The organism is Methylobacterium sp. DB0501 (genome assembly GCF_011043735.1).
GTDB lineage: Bacteria > Pseudomonadota > Alphaproteobacteria > Rhizobiales > Beijerinckiaceae > Methylobacterium > Methylobacterium alsaeris.
In genome coordinates this window covers 45255-63173 of the sequence record NZ_JAAKGV010000007.1, presented here as the reverse complement: position 1 = coordinate 63173, position 17919 = coordinate 45255, and the positions used below count along the sequence as shown (strand labels likewise).

General features: G+C 72.6%; 13 protein-coding genes. 2 read left to right on the top strand and 11 right to left on the bottom strand.

Annotation, left to right across the window (positions count from 1 at the left end; genetic code table 11):
• Positions 1-170: 170 nt before the first annotated feature.
• The 7 genes from G4G93_RS11795 to G4G93_RS11765 form a co-directional block, all read right to left on the bottom strand.
• Positions 171-422 (bottom strand): hypothetical protein, encoded by a 252-nt coding sequence (locus G4G93_RS11795; protein ID WP_165084421.1) that lies wholly within the window; start codon positions 420-422, stop codon positions 171-173.
• A gap of 324 nt (positions 423-746) precedes the next feature.
• Entirely contained in the window at positions 747-1598 is an 852-nt protein-coding gene (locus G4G93_RS11790) for a metallophosphoesterase (RefSeq protein ID WP_165084419.1), read from the bottom strand.
• A 6-nt stretch (positions 1599-1604) separates the two neighbouring features.
• Complete coding sequence (locus tag G4G93_RS11785) at positions 1605-2642, bottom strand: DNA polymerase III subunit delta' (protein ID WP_165084417.1); 1038 nt, start codon at positions 2640-2642, stop codon at positions 1605-1607.
• Positions 2632-3345, bottom strand: a complete 714-nt coding sequence (gene tmk, locus G4G93_RS11780; protein WP_312891912.1) for a dTMP kinase — start codon at positions 3343-3345, stop codon at positions 2632-2634. The genes G4G93_RS11785 and tmk overlap by 11 nt, the downstream gene beginning before the upstream one ends.
• A complete protein-coding gene (locus tag G4G93_RS11775; protein ID WP_165084415.1) occupies positions 3342-4583 on the bottom strand; it encodes a D-alanyl-D-alanine carboxypeptidase family protein in 1242 nt (413 codons plus the stop codon). Before G4G93_RS11775 ends, tmk begins: the two co-directional genes overlap by 4 nt.
• A gap of 244 nt (positions 4584-4827) precedes the next feature.
• Positions 4828-6072 (bottom strand): septal ring lytic transglycosylase RlpA family protein, encoded by a 1245-nt coding sequence (locus G4G93_RS11770; RefSeq protein ID WP_246736709.1) that lies wholly within the window; start codon positions 6070-6072, stop codon positions 4828-4830.
• 245 nt (positions 6073-6317) lie between these two features.
• Positions 6318-9479 carry an efflux RND transporter permease subunit gene (locus G4G93_RS11765; RefSeq protein WP_165084410.1) on the bottom strand — a complete coding sequence of 1054 codons (3162 nt, stop codon included), beginning with the start codon at positions 9477-9479 and terminating at the stop codon, positions 6318-6320.
• Positions 9480-9725: 246 nt separating this feature from the next.
• Between G4G93_RS11765 and G4G93_RS11760 the strand changes: the two genes are divergently transcribed.
• On the top strand, positions 9726-10970 hold the full coding sequence (locus G4G93_RS11760; protein ID WP_165084408.1) for an efflux RND transporter periplasmic adaptor subunit: 1245 nt from the start codon (positions 9726-9728) through the stop codon (positions 10968-10970).
• A 194-nt stretch (positions 10971-11164) separates the two neighbouring features.
• Positions 11165-11641, top strand: coding sequence for a hypothetical protein (locus G4G93_RS11755; RefSeq protein ID WP_165084406.1), 477 nt, complete (start codon positions 11165-11167; stop codon positions 11639-11641).
• Here G4G93_RS11755 and G4G93_RS11750 read toward each other — a convergent pair.
• The 4 genes from G4G93_RS11750 to G4G93_RS11735 all read right to left on the bottom strand — a co-directional run bounded on the left by G4G93_RS11750 (position 11629) and on the right by G4G93_RS11735 (position 17556).
• Entirely contained in the window at positions 11629-12375 is a 747-nt protein-coding gene (locus tag G4G93_RS11750; RefSeq protein ID WP_312891910.1) for a DUF2459 domain-containing protein, read from the bottom strand. The two genes, G4G93_RS11755 and G4G93_RS11750, sit on opposite strands and share 13 nt — an antisense overlap.
• Positions 12376-12406: 31 nt before the next feature.
• Positions 12407-15118, bottom strand: a complete 2712-nt coding sequence (locus G4G93_RS11745; protein ID WP_165084404.1) for a valine--tRNA ligase — start codon at positions 15116-15118, stop codon at positions 12407-12409.
• A gap of 211 nt (positions 15119-15329) precedes the next feature.
• Positions 15330-15998: a PopZ family protein gene (locus G4G93_RS11740; RefSeq protein ID WP_246736708.1), complete on the bottom strand. Its 669-nt coding sequence runs from the start codon at positions 15996-15998 to the stop codon at positions 15330-15332.
• Between the two features lie 145 nt (positions 15999-16143).
• Positions 16144-17556 carry a TolC family outer membrane protein gene (locus G4G93_RS11735; protein WP_165084394.1) on the bottom strand — a complete coding sequence of 471 codons (1413 nt, stop codon included), beginning with the start codon at positions 17554-17556 and terminating at the stop codon, positions 16144-16146.
• Between the last annotated feature and the right edge of the window lie 363 nt (positions 17557-17919).

The window sequence follows — 17919 nt, the reverse complement described above, 5'->3', positions numbered from 1 at the left end:
GCGCGCTCATGGATCAAGTGCAGTGAGGCATTTTTGTTCTTTATGATGGCCTAAAGACGGGGTGGGCTAGTCGAAATGCGCAAGACTAGGACATCGTGATTAGGCCGCCAGCAAGACGTTCTCGCTGTCGGGACAATGCAACCGACGGTCCGCGCGACGAGGACGCTCGGTCAGTTCCCGCGGGCGGGGTCGACCCGTCCTCCCGGGACCGGCTTCACCCGCCTGCACTGCGTCTTCAGGTAGGCCGTCCGCCCCACCCCTTCGCGGACCTCCGAGCGGGCGATGATCTCCTGCCAGCCGGTGGCGCAGCCGATCTCGCTCGCGACCCGGGTCTTGAACACGTCGGTGGCGGTCGCCTCCTCGCAATCCTGCACCGGGACCGTCGCCGCGCAGATCAGCACCACCGCCAGGAAGCCGTTCATGACCCGTATCCTCCGCCGCGGGATCAGGATGGGGCGCGGCGGCGGACGGCCAACCCGTACCGTGGTCCGATGGTCGAAACGTGTTCGGCCGGCTTCCGCCGCCTGTCGTGCCAGCGGCCCAGGATGCCGACGCATCGCTTCGATCCCGGGCAGGCCCGGGATCCATCCATTCGATCTCGGGCAAGCCCCAGATTCATCCGTTCGATCTCGGGCAAGCCCGAGATCGACGGGGCCGTCGATCCATCTCGCATTGTCGATGCGGGGATTCGAGGCCAAGCCCAGAACTCCGGGACCTCGGGCCCGGCGACAATTCGGGACGGACCGTCAGACGGCGACCTCCGCCACCAACCCCGGCGCGAAGGTCCGGCCCTCGACGGGGTTGGACAGGCAGCGCGTGCCGTGGAGCGCCATGTCGTGGCCGGCGTGGAAATGGCCCGAGACCCACAGGGCCGGCCGGTGCGCTGCCGGCAGGTCGGCGAGCAGGGTGGTGGCGTAGAAGGCCGGCACCCACCAGGGCACGCCGGGGGCATCGCGGTACCGGTCGGCGGCGTCGGGAATCGGCGGGTGGTGGGTGACCGCGACGGTCGGGCCCGGATGCGGCCGGGCGAGCGCCGCCATCATCGCCGCCCGGTCGGCGGCGTGGGCCGCCATCGCGGCCTGCGGCGTCCAGGGCGTGCCGTCGCCGAGGCGGATCGCCCGGTACTCGCGCGAGCCGGTCGCCGGGTCGGTCATGCGGGCGGCGGCGAAGGCCACCGGGTCCTCGGGGCGGTCGGGCGTGCCTGGCGACAGCCAGCGCCCGGCGAGCTGCCAGTCGCTCCACAGGGTCGCGCCGACGAAGCGCACGCCGTCGACGACGCGGGTCCCGCCGCCTTCGAGCAGCACCACCCGCTCGCGGGCGGCCTCCCGGTTGACCGCCGCCACCCCGGCCCGGAGCGCCGCCAGCAGCGCCGGGGCGGTGCGGGGATCGCCCGTGGGCGCGTAGCGTTCGTGGTTGCCCGGCACCAGCACCACCGGCCGTTCGCCGGCAAGCTCCAGCAGGGCGGCGAGGCCCCGCTCCGGCTCGCCCTCCCAGACGTCGCCGGCGCAGACCATCAGGTCGAAGCCTTGCGTCGGGACCGGCACGGCCGCGAGGGGCCGGCGCTCGAGATGCAGGTCGGAGAGCGGGAAGACGCGCATGGGGGATCAGGCGCCGAACAGCGACAGCACGACCGGCCGCCGGTCGAGATTGTAGACCTGCGCCTCCCGGGCGGCCCTGGCGGCGCGCTCGGCGGCGTCGGCCAGCGCCGCGAGGCGGGCCGGCGGCTCGTTGGGGCGCTGCTCGATCTCGGCGGCGAGCCGCCGCTGCACCGTGTCGAGGGCGGCGGCGTAGAGCCCGTCGGCGTCGCGGCCGGCGAGGCGCTCGGCGAGCCGCAGGGCCCGGCGCCAGTCCGGCCGGTCGCCCTGGCCCAACAGCGCCTCGACCTCGTCGACCACCGCGAGGGTGTCGGGGTCGAGAAGGTCGAGGGCGCGGGCGACCGAGCCTTCGCTGAGGTCCGCCGCCCGCTCGATCAGCGCCGGCGGATGCCCGGCCTGCGGGCCCCCGAGGCTGCGCAGCACCTGGGCCACGATCCCGGTCGGGAGCGGCTTCAGGGAGAGGCGGCGGCAGCGCGAGCGGATCGTCGGCAGCAGGCGGCCGGGGGCGTGGCTGACGATCAGGAACAGCGAGCGCGGCGGCGGCTCCTCGATCACCTTCAGGAGCGCGTTGGCGCTGGCGAGGTTCAGCTCGTCGGCGCAGTCGACGATGCAGATCCGGTAGCCCGCATCCGCCGAGGTCGCCGAGAAGAGGTGGAGGGCGCGCCGCGCGGCGTCGACGCCGATCTGGGTCGGGATCGTCTTGGATCCCGGCGCCTTCTGGCGGCGCAGCAGCACGAGGTTCGGATGCGCCAGGCCGGCGACCTGGCGCGCCACGGTGTGGCCGGGGGGCAGCGCCAGGGTCTCGGGCGTGCCCGCGCGATCGCCGCAGGCGAGCAGGTGGCGGGCGACCCGGAAGGCGAGCGTCGCCTTGCCGATGCCCTTCGGCCCGCCCAGCAGCCAGGCATGGTGCAGCCGCCCGGCGCCGATCGCCTCGCGGAAGGCGCGCTCGGCCGCCTCCTGGCCGAGGAGGTCCTGCCGCTCGCGCGGGCGCGGGACGCCCGGGATCTCGCCGATCTCGAGCTCGTCGTCACCCCTCTCAGGCGGCATCGGCGGCTCCGCGGGCGAGGTGCGGCAGCCGGGCGGCGACGGCATCGCGGATCGCCTGGGCGACGCTCTCGGGCGTCCCGCGCGCGTCGATCACCGCGCAGCGGGCCGGCTCGGCCTCGGCGATGGCGAGGAAGGCCGCCCGCAGGCGCTGGTGGAAGCCCAGGGCCTCGGCCTCGAACCGGTCGGGCCCGCGGGCGGCGGCACGGTCGCGCTGGCGGGCGCGGGCGAGGCCGGCCTCCGGCGGCAGGTCGAGGATCAGGGTCAGGTCCGGCCGGGTCGCGCCGACCACCACGCGCTCCAGGGCGGCCAGCGTTTCGGCATCGACCCCGCCCGCGGCGCCCTGGTAGGCCCGGGTCGAGTCGCTGAAGCGGTCGCACAGGACCACGGCGCCGCGGGCGAGGCTCGGGCGGATCAGGGTGGCGAGGTGGTCGAGGCGGGCGGCGGCGAACATCAGCGCCTCGGCGAAGGGGCCGTAGGGCTTGCCCGCGCCGGCCAGCACCGCGGCGCGGATCCGCTCGGCCCGGGGCGAGCCGCCGGGCTCGCGGGTGGTCACCACCTCACGGCCTTCCGCGCCGGCGCGCAGCCAGGCGGCGAGCTTCGCGATCTGGGTCGACTTGCCGGCGCCCTCGCCGCCCTCGAAGGTGATGAAGCAGCCGGGACGCAAGGATTCTTCCCTCTCCGTCGCGATGGGCGCGCCGGTCACGACTTGCTGGTGATCCGGCTGAGGGCCTGGCGGAACCAGCCGGTGCCGACCTCGAGCGCCGCGTCGAGGGCGCGCTGGGTCATGGTGCCGGCCGGCACGGCTTCGGCGGTGTAGAGCGGCATGTCGAGCACCACCTGCTCGCCGCGGGTGACCTTGAGCCGGCCGACCTCGCGCCCCTCCTCCACCGGCGCGGTGAGCGGGCCCTGGTAGGTGGCGCGAGCCACCAGCCGGTCGCCGTTGCCCCGCGGCAGCATGAGCCGCACCGGCTTCTTCGTCACCAGCGCCACCCGGCCCTTCTCGGCGCCGTAGGTCTCGGCCTCGGCCACGGTCTCGCCGGCATTGAAGATCTGGCGCGCCTCGAAGGCGCGGAACCCCCATTCGAGGAGCTTGCGCGATTCCGCGGCGCGGTCGCGGGCGGTCTTGAGGCCGCTCACCACCAGGACCAGGCGCTGGCCGTTCTGCACCGCCGAGCCGGTCAGGCCGTAGCCGGATTCCTCGAGGTAGCCGGTCTTCAGCCCGTCGGCGCCGATGTCGAGGGTGAGGAGCGGGTTGCGGTTCTGCTGGCGGATCTTGTTCCAGGTGAACTCGCGCTCGGCGAACAGCTTGTACTGTTCGGGATAGGTCTCGATCAGGTGGATGGCGAGCTTCGACATGTCCCGGGCCGTCACCTTCTGGTCGGGCGCCGAGTAGCCGGTGGCGTTGCGGAAGGTCGAGCGATCGAGCCCGATCTCCTTGGCGTGCCGGTTCATGATCTGGGCGAAGTTGTCCTCGGTGCCGGCGACGCCCTCGGCCGCCGCGATCGCCGCGTCGTTGCCGGACTGCACGACGATGCCGCGCAGGAGGTCGGGCAGCTTCACCTTGCTGTTGAGCTGGGCGAACATCGACGAGCCGCCGCCCCCGGCGCCGCCGCGCCGCCAGGCGTTCTCGCTGATGGTGAACTCGGTGTCGGGGCCGAGCTTGCCCTTGCGCATCTCGTCGAAGAGCACTTCGACGGTCATCAGCTTGGCCATGCTGGCGGGCGAGAACTGCTCGTCGGCGCCCTTCTCGAACAGGATCGCGCCGGTATCGGCGTCGATCAGGATCGCGTGCGGCGCAAGGGTCTGGAAGGCGGGATTCTGGGACGACTGCGCCCGTGCATCGGAGACCGCGACGGCGGCCCCGAGGAGGGCTGCCAGGGCGAAGGCGGCGGCGCGGCGCGCGCGCGCCCTGCCCGCTCCGGTGGTCGCTGTCACACGCATGAACCTGCCACCTTGCCCGTATCGCTCGAAACCCCGGCCAACCGGGAGACCTGCCGCACTTTGCCGCTCCGCTCGAGGACGCGCAACCGCGCCTGTGCCGCAGTGCGGAACGGGAACCGTCGCGGGTGTCGGATCTGGCCGGCGGATCGCCTCGACCCGTCCATCCATCCACGACCTCAGGATGAGGCCGCGGATGGGACGCCGGAGGTCTCCGGCATCCCTCGCCCGAGGGCCGTGCCCACCCTCAATACATCCCCGCCACCTTCGAGCGGGACGTCATGCCGGGCTTGCGGCCGGTCTCCTTCGCGTCCTCCCGGTCGCCCTTCTGCGCGCCGGCGAGCCGCAGGGGCGGCGCGATCGGCGGCGGGGCGCCCTTCGCAACGACGGTCGTCCGCGCGGCCTTGGCCGGCATCGCGGCAGCGTGCATCGCCTGGGCGAGCGAGGCGCGGTCCGGCGCCGGATGGCCCGCGAAGGCGAGGGCCCGGCTCGGAAGGGGTTGGCTCGGAACGGGTTGGCTTGGGGGCGCGGCTTTGCGGGCGGAGGCGGCGGGCGCCACGGACGGCTTCGCGGCGCGGGGCGCAGCGAGGCCCGGGTTCAGGCCCTCGACGGCGGCCATGCGGACCGCAGCCGCGCCGGGCAGGTGGACCGGTGCCTTGAGCGGCGGTACCGCCTCGGCGACCCGGACCGGGGCGGCGCGGACGGGCGCCGGGCGGCGGATCTCCGGCTCGGCATCGGCGACCTGCACCGGGGCGATCACCCGCGGCTTCTCGACGATCGGCCGCACGGCCTCCGGCTCGGGCCGGCGGAACGCGAACGGCTTCGCGTCGTCGGCGGCATCCTGGCCGGCATCCGCCACCATGATGTTGGCGCCCATCGGCGAGCCGGCCGGCGTGCCGTCGGTGCGCAAGGTGGCCATCAGCTTGCGGTCGTCGCTGCCGCCGACCGAGGCCTTGCCGACATACTCGACCCGGACCTTGGTGGTGCCGCGGCGGCGGAAATCGAGGGCCTCGGCCACCGCCTGCGAGACGTCCATCAGCCGGTCGGCGTGGTAGGGCCCGCGGTCGTTGACCCGCACCACCATCGAGTGGCCGTTCGCCATGTTGGTGACCCGGGCATAGCTCGGCAGCGGCAGCGTCGGGTGCGCGGCGGCGACCGAGAAGCGGTCGAAGATCTCGCCGTTGGCGGTCATCCGGCCGTGGAAGGCGGTGCCGTACCAGGAGGCCAGGCCCTCGCGCACGTAGCCGCGGGCATCCTGGCGCGGCACGTAGGTGCGGCCGGCGACCATGTAGGGCTTGCCGGTCATCTGCCGGCCGCCGCCCTTCGGGATCTTGTCGTTCTCGCCGTAGAGCCGCGGGCTCGCGGCGACGCCGTATTTCGGATCGATCTCGCGGCTGCCGCTGCGCGCCGCCAGGTTCTTGGGCGTCGGCCCGGCGCAATTGGCCGCCGCCAGCGCGATTCCCGCCACCGCGGCCCACCGCACGACCGGCATCGGCCGGAGGGCCCCCCGCTCCGTCCCCGGACGCGCGGCGCCGCTCTTCGAAGATCCCGCCATCGACCCCTCGGATCCCGTGCCGCCCGAGGCCGCCGCCCGCCCGGAAGGGTCGGGATGCGGGCCTCAAGGCCGCACAGGGTTACGCTGCACTTGAGAGGACCCTGCCGGCCTTGCGTAAATGAAAGCGTAACGGTCGTTCCCGCGCGAGTCCCCTCCACCGCCGTCCACAGGCTTGAAGCCGCCTACTCCGCCGGATGCGGCGCCCCGCGCGGCGTCTCCTGCGCCTCCTCGTCCGCCGCCTTGCGCGTGCGGCCTGCCGCCAGCCGCTCGGCCGCGACGTAGAAGACCGGGGTGACGAACAGGGTGAGCAGCGTCGCGACGAGAAGGCCGCCGATCACCACCGTGCCCATCGAGATCCGGGCATTGGCGCTGGCGCCGCTGGCGACGGCGAGCGGCACCGAGCCGAGGATGAAGGCGAAGGAGGTCATCAGGATCGGCCGCATCCGAAGGCGCACCGCGCCTTTCGCCGCCGTGACCGCGTCCTCGCCCTTCTCCCGCAGGTCGCGGGCGAAGGAGACGAGCAGGATCGCGTTCTTGGCCGCCAGCCCCACGAGGAGCAGGAGCCCGATCTGCCCGAAGATGTCGAGGGGGAGGTCACGCAGCGCCAGCGCCCCGACGGCGCCGAACAGGGCGAGCGGCGTCACCAGGATCACCACGAAGGGCAGCCGCAGGCTCTCGTACTGGCCGGCGAGCAGCAGCACGATCATCACCACGCCGAGCCCGAAGATCAGCGGCGCCCAGCCGCCGGCGATCTTTTCCTGGTAGGCGACCTCGGTCCACTCCACCGCGTAGTCGGTCGGCAGCGCCGTGTCGGCCAGGCGCTCGACGGCGGCGATGGCCGCGCCCGAGCTGGCCGTCTCGGCGGTGTCGAGCGCGATCTCGATCGCCGGATAGGTGTTGTAGGACAGGACCGCCGTCGGCCCGCTGACGAAATGCGGCGTGACGAGCGCGCCGATCTGCACCGGCTCGCCGCGGTTGTTCGGCACCGTCAGCCGCGACAGGTCCTGGATCGTGCGCCTGCCTTGCGACTCGCTCTGGACGTAGACCTGGTAGACGAAGCCGAACTTGTTGAAGAGGTTGACGAAGGACGAGCCGACATAGGTGCCGAGCGCGTCGAACAAGGACGGCAGGCTGACGCCGAGCTGCTCGGCCTTGGCGCGGTCGATGTCGAGGCGCAGCTGCGGCACGCCGTAGCTCGTGGTGGCGGTGGCGCCGCCGATCTCCGGCAGTTTCTTCAGTTGCGCGATGAAGCCCTCGGCGGTCCGGGCGAGCGTGAGCCCGCCCTCGCCGCTGCGGTCCTGCAATTCCAGCGTCAGGCCGCCGCGGGAGCCGAGGCCCGGCAGCGGCGACGGGTCGACGATGCGCAGCACCCCGTCCGGATGGGTCTTGAACTGCTTGCGCAGCCGCCCGATCACCTCGGCGACCGTCTCCTCGCGCTCGTCCCAGGGCTTCAGGGTCGGGATCTGGAAGCCGTAGAACGGCGCCGTGACGTCGGCCAGGATGCCACGCCCGGCGACCCCGATCGTGCCGGCGGCCGAGGGCTGGTCGAGGACCGCCCGGCCGACCTCCTCCACCATCGCGGCGGTGCGGCCGACGGAGGCGCCCTTCGGCATCGCGATGTCGGCGAAGAAGTAGCCCTGGTCCTCCTGCGGCACGAAGGCGCTCGGGCGGCTCGCGACCATCCAGGCCGTCAATCCGGCCAGACCCAGGAAGACCAGCCCCGTCGCCACGAGGTGGCGCGACAGCCGCCCCGCCGAGCCGACCGCGAACCCGGTCGCCCGGTCGAGGGCGGCGTTGAACCAGCGCAGGGGGGCCCGCCAGCGGCTCCGGTGCGCTTGCCTGTCGTGGGGCTTGAGCAGCAGCGCGCAGAGCGCCGGCGTGAGCGTGAGCGAGACCAGAGCCGAGATCAGCACCGAGATCGCGATGGTGAGCGCGAACTGGTTGTAGAGCTGGCCGGTCAGCCCCGGGATGAAGGCGACCGGCACGAACAGGGCGGCGAGCACCAGGGTGGTGGCGATGACGGGTCCCGCCACCTCGTTCACCGCCTCGCGGGCGGCCTCGCGGGGTTCCTGTCCCTCCTCCATCAGCCGCTCGGTGTTCTCGACCACGATGATCGCGTCGTCGACCACGAGCCCCACCGCCAGGACGAGGCCGAGCAGGCTCAAGGTGTTGAACGAGAAGCCGAGCACGGCCATCGGCCCGAAGGTGCCGATCAGGGCCACCGGCACCGCGATTGCCGGGATCAGGGTCGCGCGCCAGCTCTGGAGAAAGAGGTAGGTGATGACGACGACCAGCACGATCGCCTCGATCAGGGTCTTGATGACCTCGTGGATCGAGGCGGTGACGAACTCGGTGCGGTCGAGGGCGATCTTGTATTGCAGGCCCGGGGGAAAGCGCTTGGCCAGGTCCTTCATGGTGGCGTGGACGCCCTTCATCACCTCGACGGCGTTGGCCTCCGGGTTCTGGAACAGGCCGAGCGAGGCGGCGGGCTTGTTGTCGTAGGTCGAGCGGCTGCCATACTGCTCCGAGCCGAGCTCGACCCGGCCGACGTCGCGGATGCGCACCACCGAGCCGTCGGGATTGGCCCGGATCACGACGTCGGCGAACTCCCTGGGCTCGGTCAGGCGGCCCTTGGTGACGATCTGCAACTCGAAGGCGGGGGCGTCGCGCACCGGCTCCTTGCCGAGCGAGCCGACGGTGATCTGGGCGTTCTGCTGCTCGACCGCCTGGACGATCTGGCTCGGGCCGATGCCGAGCGACTCCATCCGGGCCGGGTCGAGCCAGACCCGCATCGCGTAGCGCTTGTTCGAGAAGTTGACGATACGACCCATGCCGGTGACCCGGCGCAGGGGCTTGATCACCTGGGTCTCGGCCCAGTTCGACAGGAACAGCTCGTCGTAGCGGTTGTCGTCGCTGTAGAGCACGACGTTGCCGAGGCGCTGGCGCGACGACTTCACGATCTCGAGGCCCTGGTCGCGCACCGCCTGCGGCAGGCGCGATTCGGCGCGCTGGGCCCGGGTCAGCACGTCGGCGGCGGCCGCGTTGAGGTCGGAGCCGACCTCGAAGGTCGCGTCCACGTTCACGCTGCCGTCGGCGTTGCTGGTCGAGCTGATGTAGATCAGGTCCTGGGCGCCGTTGATCTCCTGCTCGAGCGGGATCGCGATCGCCTCGTAGGCCTGCTGCGCCGTGGCGCCCGGATAGGTCGCCTGGATGTTGATGATCGGCGGCGCGATCTCGGGAAACTGCGCGATCGGCAGGGAGAACCCCGCCACGGCCCCGATCAGGGTGACGAGCACCGAGATCACGCCCGCCAGGACGGGCCGGTCGACGAAGTAGGCGAACATCCCGCGTCCCGGTGAGCCGCCGGGCCGCCGCGAGGGCCGCCGCCGCGAGCCCGGCTCGGGGGTCGGGCCCCGGGGCCTGCGACGGTATGGTGATGACGTCTCGTGCAACGCGATCGCGTTCTAGAGAGTTCCCCATACGGTTACCTTGCGGATACGATCCGGAAACTGCGCCGCATCATCCGTCGTTGTCTTCGTCGTTCATCGTCGTCCAGGGCGGCCCTGCCCCTCGACAGGAGGTCCAGCATCGTGCGAGCGGGTTTTCGCTACGGCCTCGTCGGCCTGACCGCCGTCGCCGCCGGGGCCGGCCTGTGGTGGGGGATCGGCCATCCGCTGCCGGCCGGCGTCTCCGGCGCCCTGCCCGGTCCGGTGGCGCAATTCCTGGCGCCGCCGGCCCCGCCGAAGGCGGAGCCCGAGGCGCCCGAGTTCGACGTCGCGGTGGCGCGGGCCGCCCCCGAGACCGTGCCGGTCGCCTTCTCGTATACCGGCACGGTGATCTCGCCGAAGGACGCCGCGCTCCAGCCCCGGGTCACCGGCGTGGTGGTGGAGCGGCCGTTCGAGCCGGGCGGCCACGTCAAGCGGGGCCAGGTGCTGTTCCGCATCGACCCGCGGCCGTTCGAGGTGGCGTTGCGCACGGCCGAGGCCCAGCGCGAGCAGGCGGCGGCGCAACTCGCCTTCGCGGAGACCGAGGTCGACCGCACCCAGACCCTTGCCGACAAGGGCTACGCCTCCGAGCAGCGCTACCAGCAGCTCGAGAGCAACCGCCAGGTCGCCCGCAGCCGGGTGCAGGAGGCGGAGGCCGCGATCGCCCGTCAGAAGCTCAACCTGGAATACGCGGTGTTGCGCGCGCCCTTCGACGGGCGCTCCAGCCTCTCCGACGTCAATGTCGGCGACCACGTCAACGAGAACGCCACCCAGCTCGTCAGCGTGGTCCAGGTCGATCCGATCGAGGTGCAGGTGGCGCTCTCGGTGGAGGATTCGGAGGCCGTGCGCGCGGCGCTCAAGGAGAACCGCGCCTTCATCCAGACCCTCGATGTCCAGGGAAGGCCGGAGCGGAAGGCGACGGTCTACAAGCTCGACAACCGCTTCGACCCCCGCACCGCCCGCCGCCTGATCCGGGCCTGGCTGCCCAACGCCGACGAGCGCTACCTGCCGGGCGAGTTCGTGCGCACCCGGGTGCAGGTCGGCACGGAGGAGCGCCTGCTGGTGCCGACGGTTGCGCTCTCGGCCCAGCTCGACCAGCGCATCGTCTGGCGCGTCGCCGATGACGGCAGGGTGGCGATGACGCCCGTCGAGACCGGCGAGGAGTTCGGCGACCGTACGGCGATCCTGAAGGGCCTGAAGGCCGGCGACCGGATCGCCACCGACCATCTCCAGCTCCTGCGCCAGGACCAGCGGGTCGGGATCAAGCCGGAGGGCCAGGCCAAGCAAGAGGGCAAGGCCAGGCAAGCCTCCAACACTCCCGGCGACCCACCCGGCGACACGGTGCGCTGACGCACGGCGTCAGCGCTTGCCCCGACGAAAGGCCAGACGCTACGGTTGGCGGGACGATCCCGCCACGGCACGCGAGCGACCGGCCCTGCATGACCTCTTCCGAGACCGCGTCTCCTGAGGCTTCGATTCCTCCCGAGGTTTCGAAGCCTCCCGGGGCTTCGACCTCCGCCGACGCATCGAAGCCCGCCGAGGCCGTGCCCCCTGCCGCGGCGGCGCCGGCTCCCGGGACTGCGCCCGGCGGCGCGCCGCGCTTCTCGGTCGTGACCGCCGGACCGGACGAGGTCGAGCTCGTGGTGGCGTTCGGGCCGCGGGACTACGCGATCCGGCTCGCTCCCGCCGAGGCCGCCGAGCTCGGCGTGGCGCTGCTCGCCACCGCCTCCGTGGCGGCGGATGCGGCGCAGGACGTGCCGGCGGGCACGCGGGTCGAGAACTGCTTCTTCCCGGTCCTCGGCTGGACGGCCGGCGAGGTCGCCCCCGGGGTGCCGGCCCTCGCGCTCCGGCTCGCCGAGGGTACCGAGATCGCCTTCCAGTTCGACCGCGCCACGGCCCGGACCTGCGGCCGCGACCTCGCCCGCAGCGGCCGGGTGCCGTTTCGCGAGCGGCTGAGGGGCGTCCTGTGGCGTGCCCTCCGGCGCGGGGCTCCGACGCCCGCCGATCCTCAGGGCGCGTGAGCGCCCGCGCCCCACGCGAGATCGAGGACGAGGCCCCGGGGCAATGTGTCGAGGAGCGGCGTGACCGGGAGGCCGGCTTCGTTGAGGAGCCCGGCGCTCCAGTGGTTGCAGACGTGAAGCAGGCCGAAGCGCCCTTGCGCGGCGTAGAACAGGCTCGGGCCGTAGAGGCCGGGACCCAGCACCACCGGGTGGCCGTCCCGCGCGCCGACCGCGCGGCCGAGCGCCGCCGCGAGGCGGCGAAAGCCCGCCCGCGACAGGTGCAGCGTCACGATCTCGGCTCCCGGAAAAGCGGCTTCGGGCGCGGCCGCGACCCCGACCACGTGCAGGACCGCCGGGCGTCCGCCCGGGGTGAACAGCGCCCGGAGCGCCAGCCGCCAGTCGAGGGCCTCGATCGTCGGCACGGTGCGGTAGAAGCCGGCATCGCCCCAGCCGATCTCGAGGGCCGGATAGGCGCCGAAGCGCTCCGTCACCTCCACCAGCGCCCCGTCCCCGGCCTCGGCCGCCGCCCGGGCCAGATCCTCGCGCGGCAGCAGCAGGCCGGAATGCCAGGCCTGGGCGACGAGCCGCACCGTGACCGTCTCCGCGCCGGGCGCCGGCGGATAGAGGGCCGGATCGCCCGGCCGGGCGGTGAGCCAAGCCGCCACCGTGAGCGTGGCGGCGAGCACGGCCGCGAGGGCGGTGGCCCGCCGCCCGAGGCGGCGCAACGCGGCCAGTCCGCCACGGCGGGCAGCCACCGCGGAGGCCGTCGCGTCGCGGTGCCGGCCGTCAACCCTGGAGCCGCGTCAGGGCCTCGCGCACCTTCTCGCGGCGGGCGATGGCCGCCTCGCGGCGCTCGCGCTGCTCCTCCACCACCTCCTCGGGCGCACGGGCGAGGAAGTCGGCATTGCCGAGCTTGGCGTCGATCTTGCCCACCTCGCCGCCGAGCTTGGCATCCTCCTTCGTCAGCCGCGCCACCTCGGCGGCGAGGTCGACCACGCCTTCGAGCGGCAGGGCCGCGACCTCGCCGCGCACGATCAGCTGCACGGCGTTGCGCGGGCTGCCCTCGGCGATTGCGATCGAGGCGATGCGGCCCAGCCGCCGCACGGTGTCGCCCCAGCGCGAGACGCGCTCGCGCACCGCCTCGCTCGGGGCCACCAGCACCAGGGGGATCTGGGCGCCGGCCGGCACGTTCGTCTCCGAACGGGCCGAGCGGATCTCCGAGACGAGGTCGACGACCCAGCCGATCTCGGCTTCCGCCTCGGGTTTCGCCAGCGCGCCGAGATCCGGCCAGGCGGCGAGCGCGAGAAGCCCGCGCTCGATCCCGGCCTCGCGCGCCTTGGTCGCCCACAATTCCTCGGTGAGGAACGGCATGAACGGGTGCAGCAGCACGCAGATCTGGTCGATCAGACAGGCGATCGTCCGCTGCGTCTCCTCCTTCGCCGGCCCGTCCTCGCCCTGGAGCACGGGCTTGGCCAGTTCCAGGTACCAGTCGCAGAAGACGTTCCAGACGAAGCGGTAGGCGGCGTTGGCGGCGTCGTTGAAGCGGTAGGCCTCGATGGCGCCGGTCACCTCGGCCACCGCCCGCGCGGCCTCGCCGAGCGCCCAGGCGTTCAGTGTCTGGGTCACGCCGGCCGGCGCGAAGGCCGGGTCGAGCCGGCAGCCGTTCATCTCGGCGAAGCGGGCGGCGTTCCAGAGCTTCGTGGCGAAGTTCCGATAGCCCTCAACGCGTTGCACCGAGAGCTTGATGTCGCGTCCCTGCGCCGCCATGGCCGCCAGGGTGAAGCGCAGGGCATCCGCGCCGTAGCGGTCGACGAGGTCGAGGGGATCGACCACGTTGCCCTTGGACTTCGACATCTTGGCGCCCTTCTCGTCGCGGACGAGGGCGTGGATGTAGACGGTCCGGAACGGCACTTCATCGAGGGCGTGAAGGCCGAGCATCATCATCCTGGCAACCCAGAAGAAAATGATGTCGAAGCCCGTCACCAGGGCGCTGGTCGGGTAGTAGCGGGCCAGCTCCGGCGTGGCGTCGGGCCAGCCGAGGGTCGAGAACGGCCACAGGCCGGACGAGAACCAGGTGTCGAGCACGTCCTCGTCGCGGCGCAAGGCGACGGCGCGGCCGTGCTTCTCGGCGGCTTTCGCCAGGGCCTCCTCTTCCGTGTGGGCGACGAAGCAGTTCCCCTCCGGGTCGTACCAGGCCGGGATCTGGTGGCCCCACCACAGCTGGCGCGAGATGCACCACGGCTCGATGTTCTCGAGCCACTGGAAGTAGGTCTTCTCGTAGGTCTCGGGCACGAAGCGGGTGCGCCCGTCGCGCACCGCCTGCAGCGCCCGCTCGGCCAGCGGCTTGACGTTCACGTACCACTGGTCGGTCAGGTAGGGCTCGATCACCACGCCCGAGCGGTCGCCGTGCGGCACCGCGTGGGCGTTGGGCTCGATGGTCACCAGCCGGCCGCGCTCCTCCATGAGCGCGACGACCGTCTCGCGGGCCTTGAAGCGATCGAGGCCGTGCAGCGCCAGGGCCTCGGGCTCCGGCGCCGAACCTTCCAGGAAGTCCGCATTGCCGTCGAGGTTTATGCGGGCTTCCTCGTCCAGGATATTGATCTGCGCGAGTCCGTGCCGGCGGCCGACCTCGAAGTCGTTGAAATCGTGCGCCGGCGTGATCTTGACCGCACCGGTGCCCTTCTCGGGATCGGAATACTCGTCGGCGACGACGGGGATCAGGCGGCCGACCAGCGGCAGGCGCAGGCGCTTGCCGACCAGCGCCCGGTAGCGCTCGTCCTCGGGGTGGACCGCGACGGCGGTGTCGCCCAGCATGGTCTCGGGCCGGGTCGTGGCCACCGTGATGGTCTCGCCGGTCTCGTGGCCCGCGTCGTCCACCACCGGATAGGCGAAGTGCCAGAGATGGCCCTTCACCTCGACCTGCTGCACCTCGAGGTCGGAGATCGCGGTCTGGAACTTCGGGTCCCAGTTCACCAGGCGCTTGTCGCGGTAGATCAGGCCTTGCGCGTGCAGGTCGACGAAGACCTTCAGGACCGCCTTCGACAGGCCCTCGTCCATGGTGAAGCGCTCCCGCGACCAGTCGCAGGAGGCACCGAGGCGCTTCAACTGGTTGACGATGGTGCCGCCGGATTCCGCCTTCCACTCCCAGACCCGGCGGACGAACTCCGCCCGGCCCAAGGAGCGGCGGTCGGGCTGCTGCTGCTCGGCGAGACGGCGCTCCACCACCATCTGGGTGGCGATGCCGGCGTGATCGGTGCCGGGCTGCCACAGCACGTCCTTGCCGCGCAGGCGCTCGAAGCGGGCGAGCACGTCCTGCAGCGTGTTGTTGAGGGCGTGGCCCATATGCAGCGAGCCCGTCACGTTCGGCGGCGGGATCATGATGCTGTAGGGCTCGGCGCCGGCGCGGTCCGGGCGCCCGGCCCGGAAGGCCTGCGCCTCCTCCCACTCTGCGGCGATGCGCGCCTCGACGGCGGCGGGATCGAAGGTCTTGTCCATCATCGCTGACACAGCCACTCGCACGGCGCCGCCTCGGGTCGCGGCCTCAAGGGCGCGTCCCGCCGGCGGACGATGGCCCCGGGACGCCGGGACCAGAAACGAACGAGGCCGGCCGCGCGAGCGGCCGGCCCCCGAGCCCGCTTTCAAGCGGACCCGCACCGTTCCGTCAACTGGAGGGCGTCCAGATCACCGACCCGAACGGACCGTCCGCGATTCAACGGCCTCTCGCGACGCGCTCGATCTCGGCGCGGACCAGCCGCTCGACCAGGACCGGCAGGTTGTCGTCGAGCCAGGATTTCAGCATCGGACGCAGCATGTCCTGCACCAGATCCTCGATGGTGCGGGCGTTGCGGGTCAGCACCGTGCTGGCGAGGAGGTCGAAGGCGTGGGTGACCGTGGCGTCGGTCGCCTGCGACAGGAGCCGGTCCTCGACGCTCGGACGCGGCGGCTCCGGCGGCGGCGCGGGCGGGGCCACGGCCTTCGGGGGCTCCGGCGGCGGGGCGGCCTTCACCGGCTCCGGCTCGATCTCGATGGCGTCGAAATCCATCGGCTCGTCGCGGAAGGCGATCTCCGACATCGGGTCGAACTGCTCGTCGAAGCTCGGCGCGGGCTCCGGCGGGGCCTTGGCGACCGGTTCGGGCTTCGGCGCGGGGGCCGGGGCCGGCTTGGGCGCGGGCTTGGGCAGCGGGGCCGCGATCCCGGCGAGGTCGAGCACGTCGTCCTCCTCCGGCTCGGGGTCCGGCACCGCCACGGGCCGCGACCCGGCGGCGGGCGGCTCGGCCGGCTTCTGGTCGTCGGCGATGATGCGGCGGATGGAGGCGAGGATCTCCTCCATCGAGGGTTCCTGCGTCTTGTCCTGCGTCTTGGGGCTCGCGGCGCTCATCCGGCTCAACGCTCGAGTGCAGAGGATCGGGGGGTCGAGATACGCAGTATTCCACAGGGCCGGCCCCGCACAAGCGAGACGGCCCGCAACTCACAGGGAGGCATCGCGCCCCCGGCAGGGAGCACCAGCCCCCCGGCCGCCGCGATCAGCGGCCGTCCGGCGTGCGCACGCCGTACCAGAGGTCCTTGACCTGGTCGTAATGCTGCTTGGCGCTGTACTGCGCCACCGGGACCGAGATGAAGCGGGTGGTGAGGCGGCCGACGGTCTGCACCACCTGGTAGGAGCCCACCACCCGGTCGCGCTGGGCGGCGATCAGGCTGACGCGGGCGGTCAGCAGTTCCTGCTGGGCGTTCAGCACGTCGAGGGTCGTGCGCTGGCCGACCCGGGCCTCCTCGCGCACGCCGTTCAGCGCCACCTCGTTGGCCTGGACCTGGGCCTGCGAGGCGATGACGCGGGCCTTGGCCGCCTCGAGGGCGCCCCAGGCGGTGACGATGCCGGCGCGGACCTGATCGCGGGTGAACTCGGCCTGGAGCCGGGCCTGGCCGACCTGCTCCTTGGCCTGGCGGATCTGGGCGTATTCGGCGCCGCCCTGGTAGAGCGGAACCGAGAGCTGGCCGATGATCGAGCCCTGGAAGTAGCGCGTGCCGGCGATCTGCTGGTCGAGGGTCTGCGCCGCGTTCCCGGTGATGGTCGCCGTCGGGTAGAGCGTCGATTCGGCGATCTTCACCTGCGCCTCCGCCGCGTCCACGGCGTGGAGGGCGGAGAGGATCGCCGGGTGCTCGGCGAGCCCGATATCGACCGCCGCCGTCAGCGTGCCCGGCACGTAGCGGTCGATCGGGCGGCCGGGGGCGAGCTGGCGCGGCTCGACGCCGATCACCTGCCGGAAGGTCGCGATGCTGGTGCGCAGGTTCGCCTCGGCCAGGCTGACCTGGGCCCGGGCGCCGGCGAGCCGCGCCTCGGCCTGGGCGACGTCGGTGCGGGTGACCTCGCCGACGTTGAAGCGGTCGCGGGTCTGGCGGAGCTGCTCCTCGAGCACCTCGACGTTGTTGCGGTTGAGCTCGAGCGTGGCGGTGTCCGCCAGCACGTTCATGTAGGCCTGTGCCGCCGAGAACAGCGTCTGCATCTCGGTGTTGCGCAGGGTCTCCCGGCCGCCCAGCACCTGAGATTCGGCCTGGCGGGTCTGGTTGTCGGTTCGAAAGCCGTTGAACAGGGTCTGCTGCACGCCGATGCCGACGGAGCGCGGGTAGAGCGTCTCCTGGACGCCGCCACCGCCGGCGCCCGCCGCCAGGGCGCTGAGCTTGCCCGAGATGTACGAGACGCCCGCGCTCGCGGAGCCGGTGACGGTCGGACGGTAGCCCGCCAGGGCCCGCGGCACGTTCTCGTCGGTGGCGCGCTGACCGGCGCGCTGCGCGTTGAGCGTCGGGTTGCCCGCATAGGCCCGCGCGAGAGCGGTCTCCAGGGTTTCCGCGGCCGCGCCCTGGCCCGCCATGGCGAGCACCATGGCGGCGAACCCGCCCAGCCGAAGCCCGCGGAACGCCCGAGTTCCTGTGTCAGTCACGCCTGTCTACCCTGTGCGGCTAGCCCACAATCGACCGCCTCTGCGCCACCGGGCGTCGGAGCCGGCTCTTCATATCGCTGTGCCCACCTCGAGCGAGACCTTAGCCGAGGGCGGTTCCGGGGGCACCGTCCCCTCGCTGTGGACGGCTGTGTTTGGCCGCCAGTGCCGCAAAAAAGCGACAGGTGCCTCTGGGGAAATCGGGGGGTGCGGCCCGGCGCGGGAGGGCGATTCGCCCTGTCGCCCCGGCCGGGCCGCGGCGGGGTCGGTGCAACCTGCAAGCCATTGATGAAGGAAGTGCTTCCGCGAGGCGATGTCGCCCCTGCCGGGCGAGCCGCCGCAGCCGGCCGGTCCGGGCTGCCGCCG

Bases quoted from the DNA above. Each gene is read 5' to 3' on its own strand.
- G4G93_RS11795 (WP_165084421.1), bottom strand. From the start codon at position 422: ATGAACGGCTTCCTGGCGGTGGTGCTGATCTGCGCGGCGACGGTCCCG.
- G4G93_RS11790 (WP_165084419.1), bottom strand. From the start codon at position 1,598: ATGCGCGTCTTCCCGCTCTCCGACCTGCATCTCGAGCGCCGGCCCCTC.
- G4G93_RS11785 (WP_165084417.1), bottom strand. From the start codon at position 2,642: ATGCCGCCTGAGAGGGGTGACGACGAGCTCGAGATCGGCGAGATCCCG.
- G4G93_RS11775 (WP_165084415.1), bottom strand. From the start codon at position 4,583: ATGCGTGTGACAGCGACCACCGGAGCGGGCAGGGCGCGCGCGCGCCGC.
- G4G93_RS11770 (WP_246736709.1), bottom strand. From the start codon at position 6,072: ATGCCGGTCGTGCGGTGGGCCGCGGTGGCGGGAATCGCGCTGGCGGCG.
- G4G93_RS11765 (WP_165084410.1), bottom strand. From the start codon at position 9,479: ATGTTCGCCTACTTCGTCGACCGGCCCGTCCTGGCGGGCGTGATCTCG.
- G4G93_RS11745 (WP_165084404.1), bottom strand. From the start codon at position 15,118: ATGATGGACAAGACCTTCGATCCCGCCGCCGTCGAGGCGCGCATCGCC.
- G4G93_RS11740 (WP_246736708.1), bottom strand. From the start codon at position 15,998: ATGAGCGCCGCGAGCCCCAAGACGCAGGACAAGACGCAGGAACCCTCG.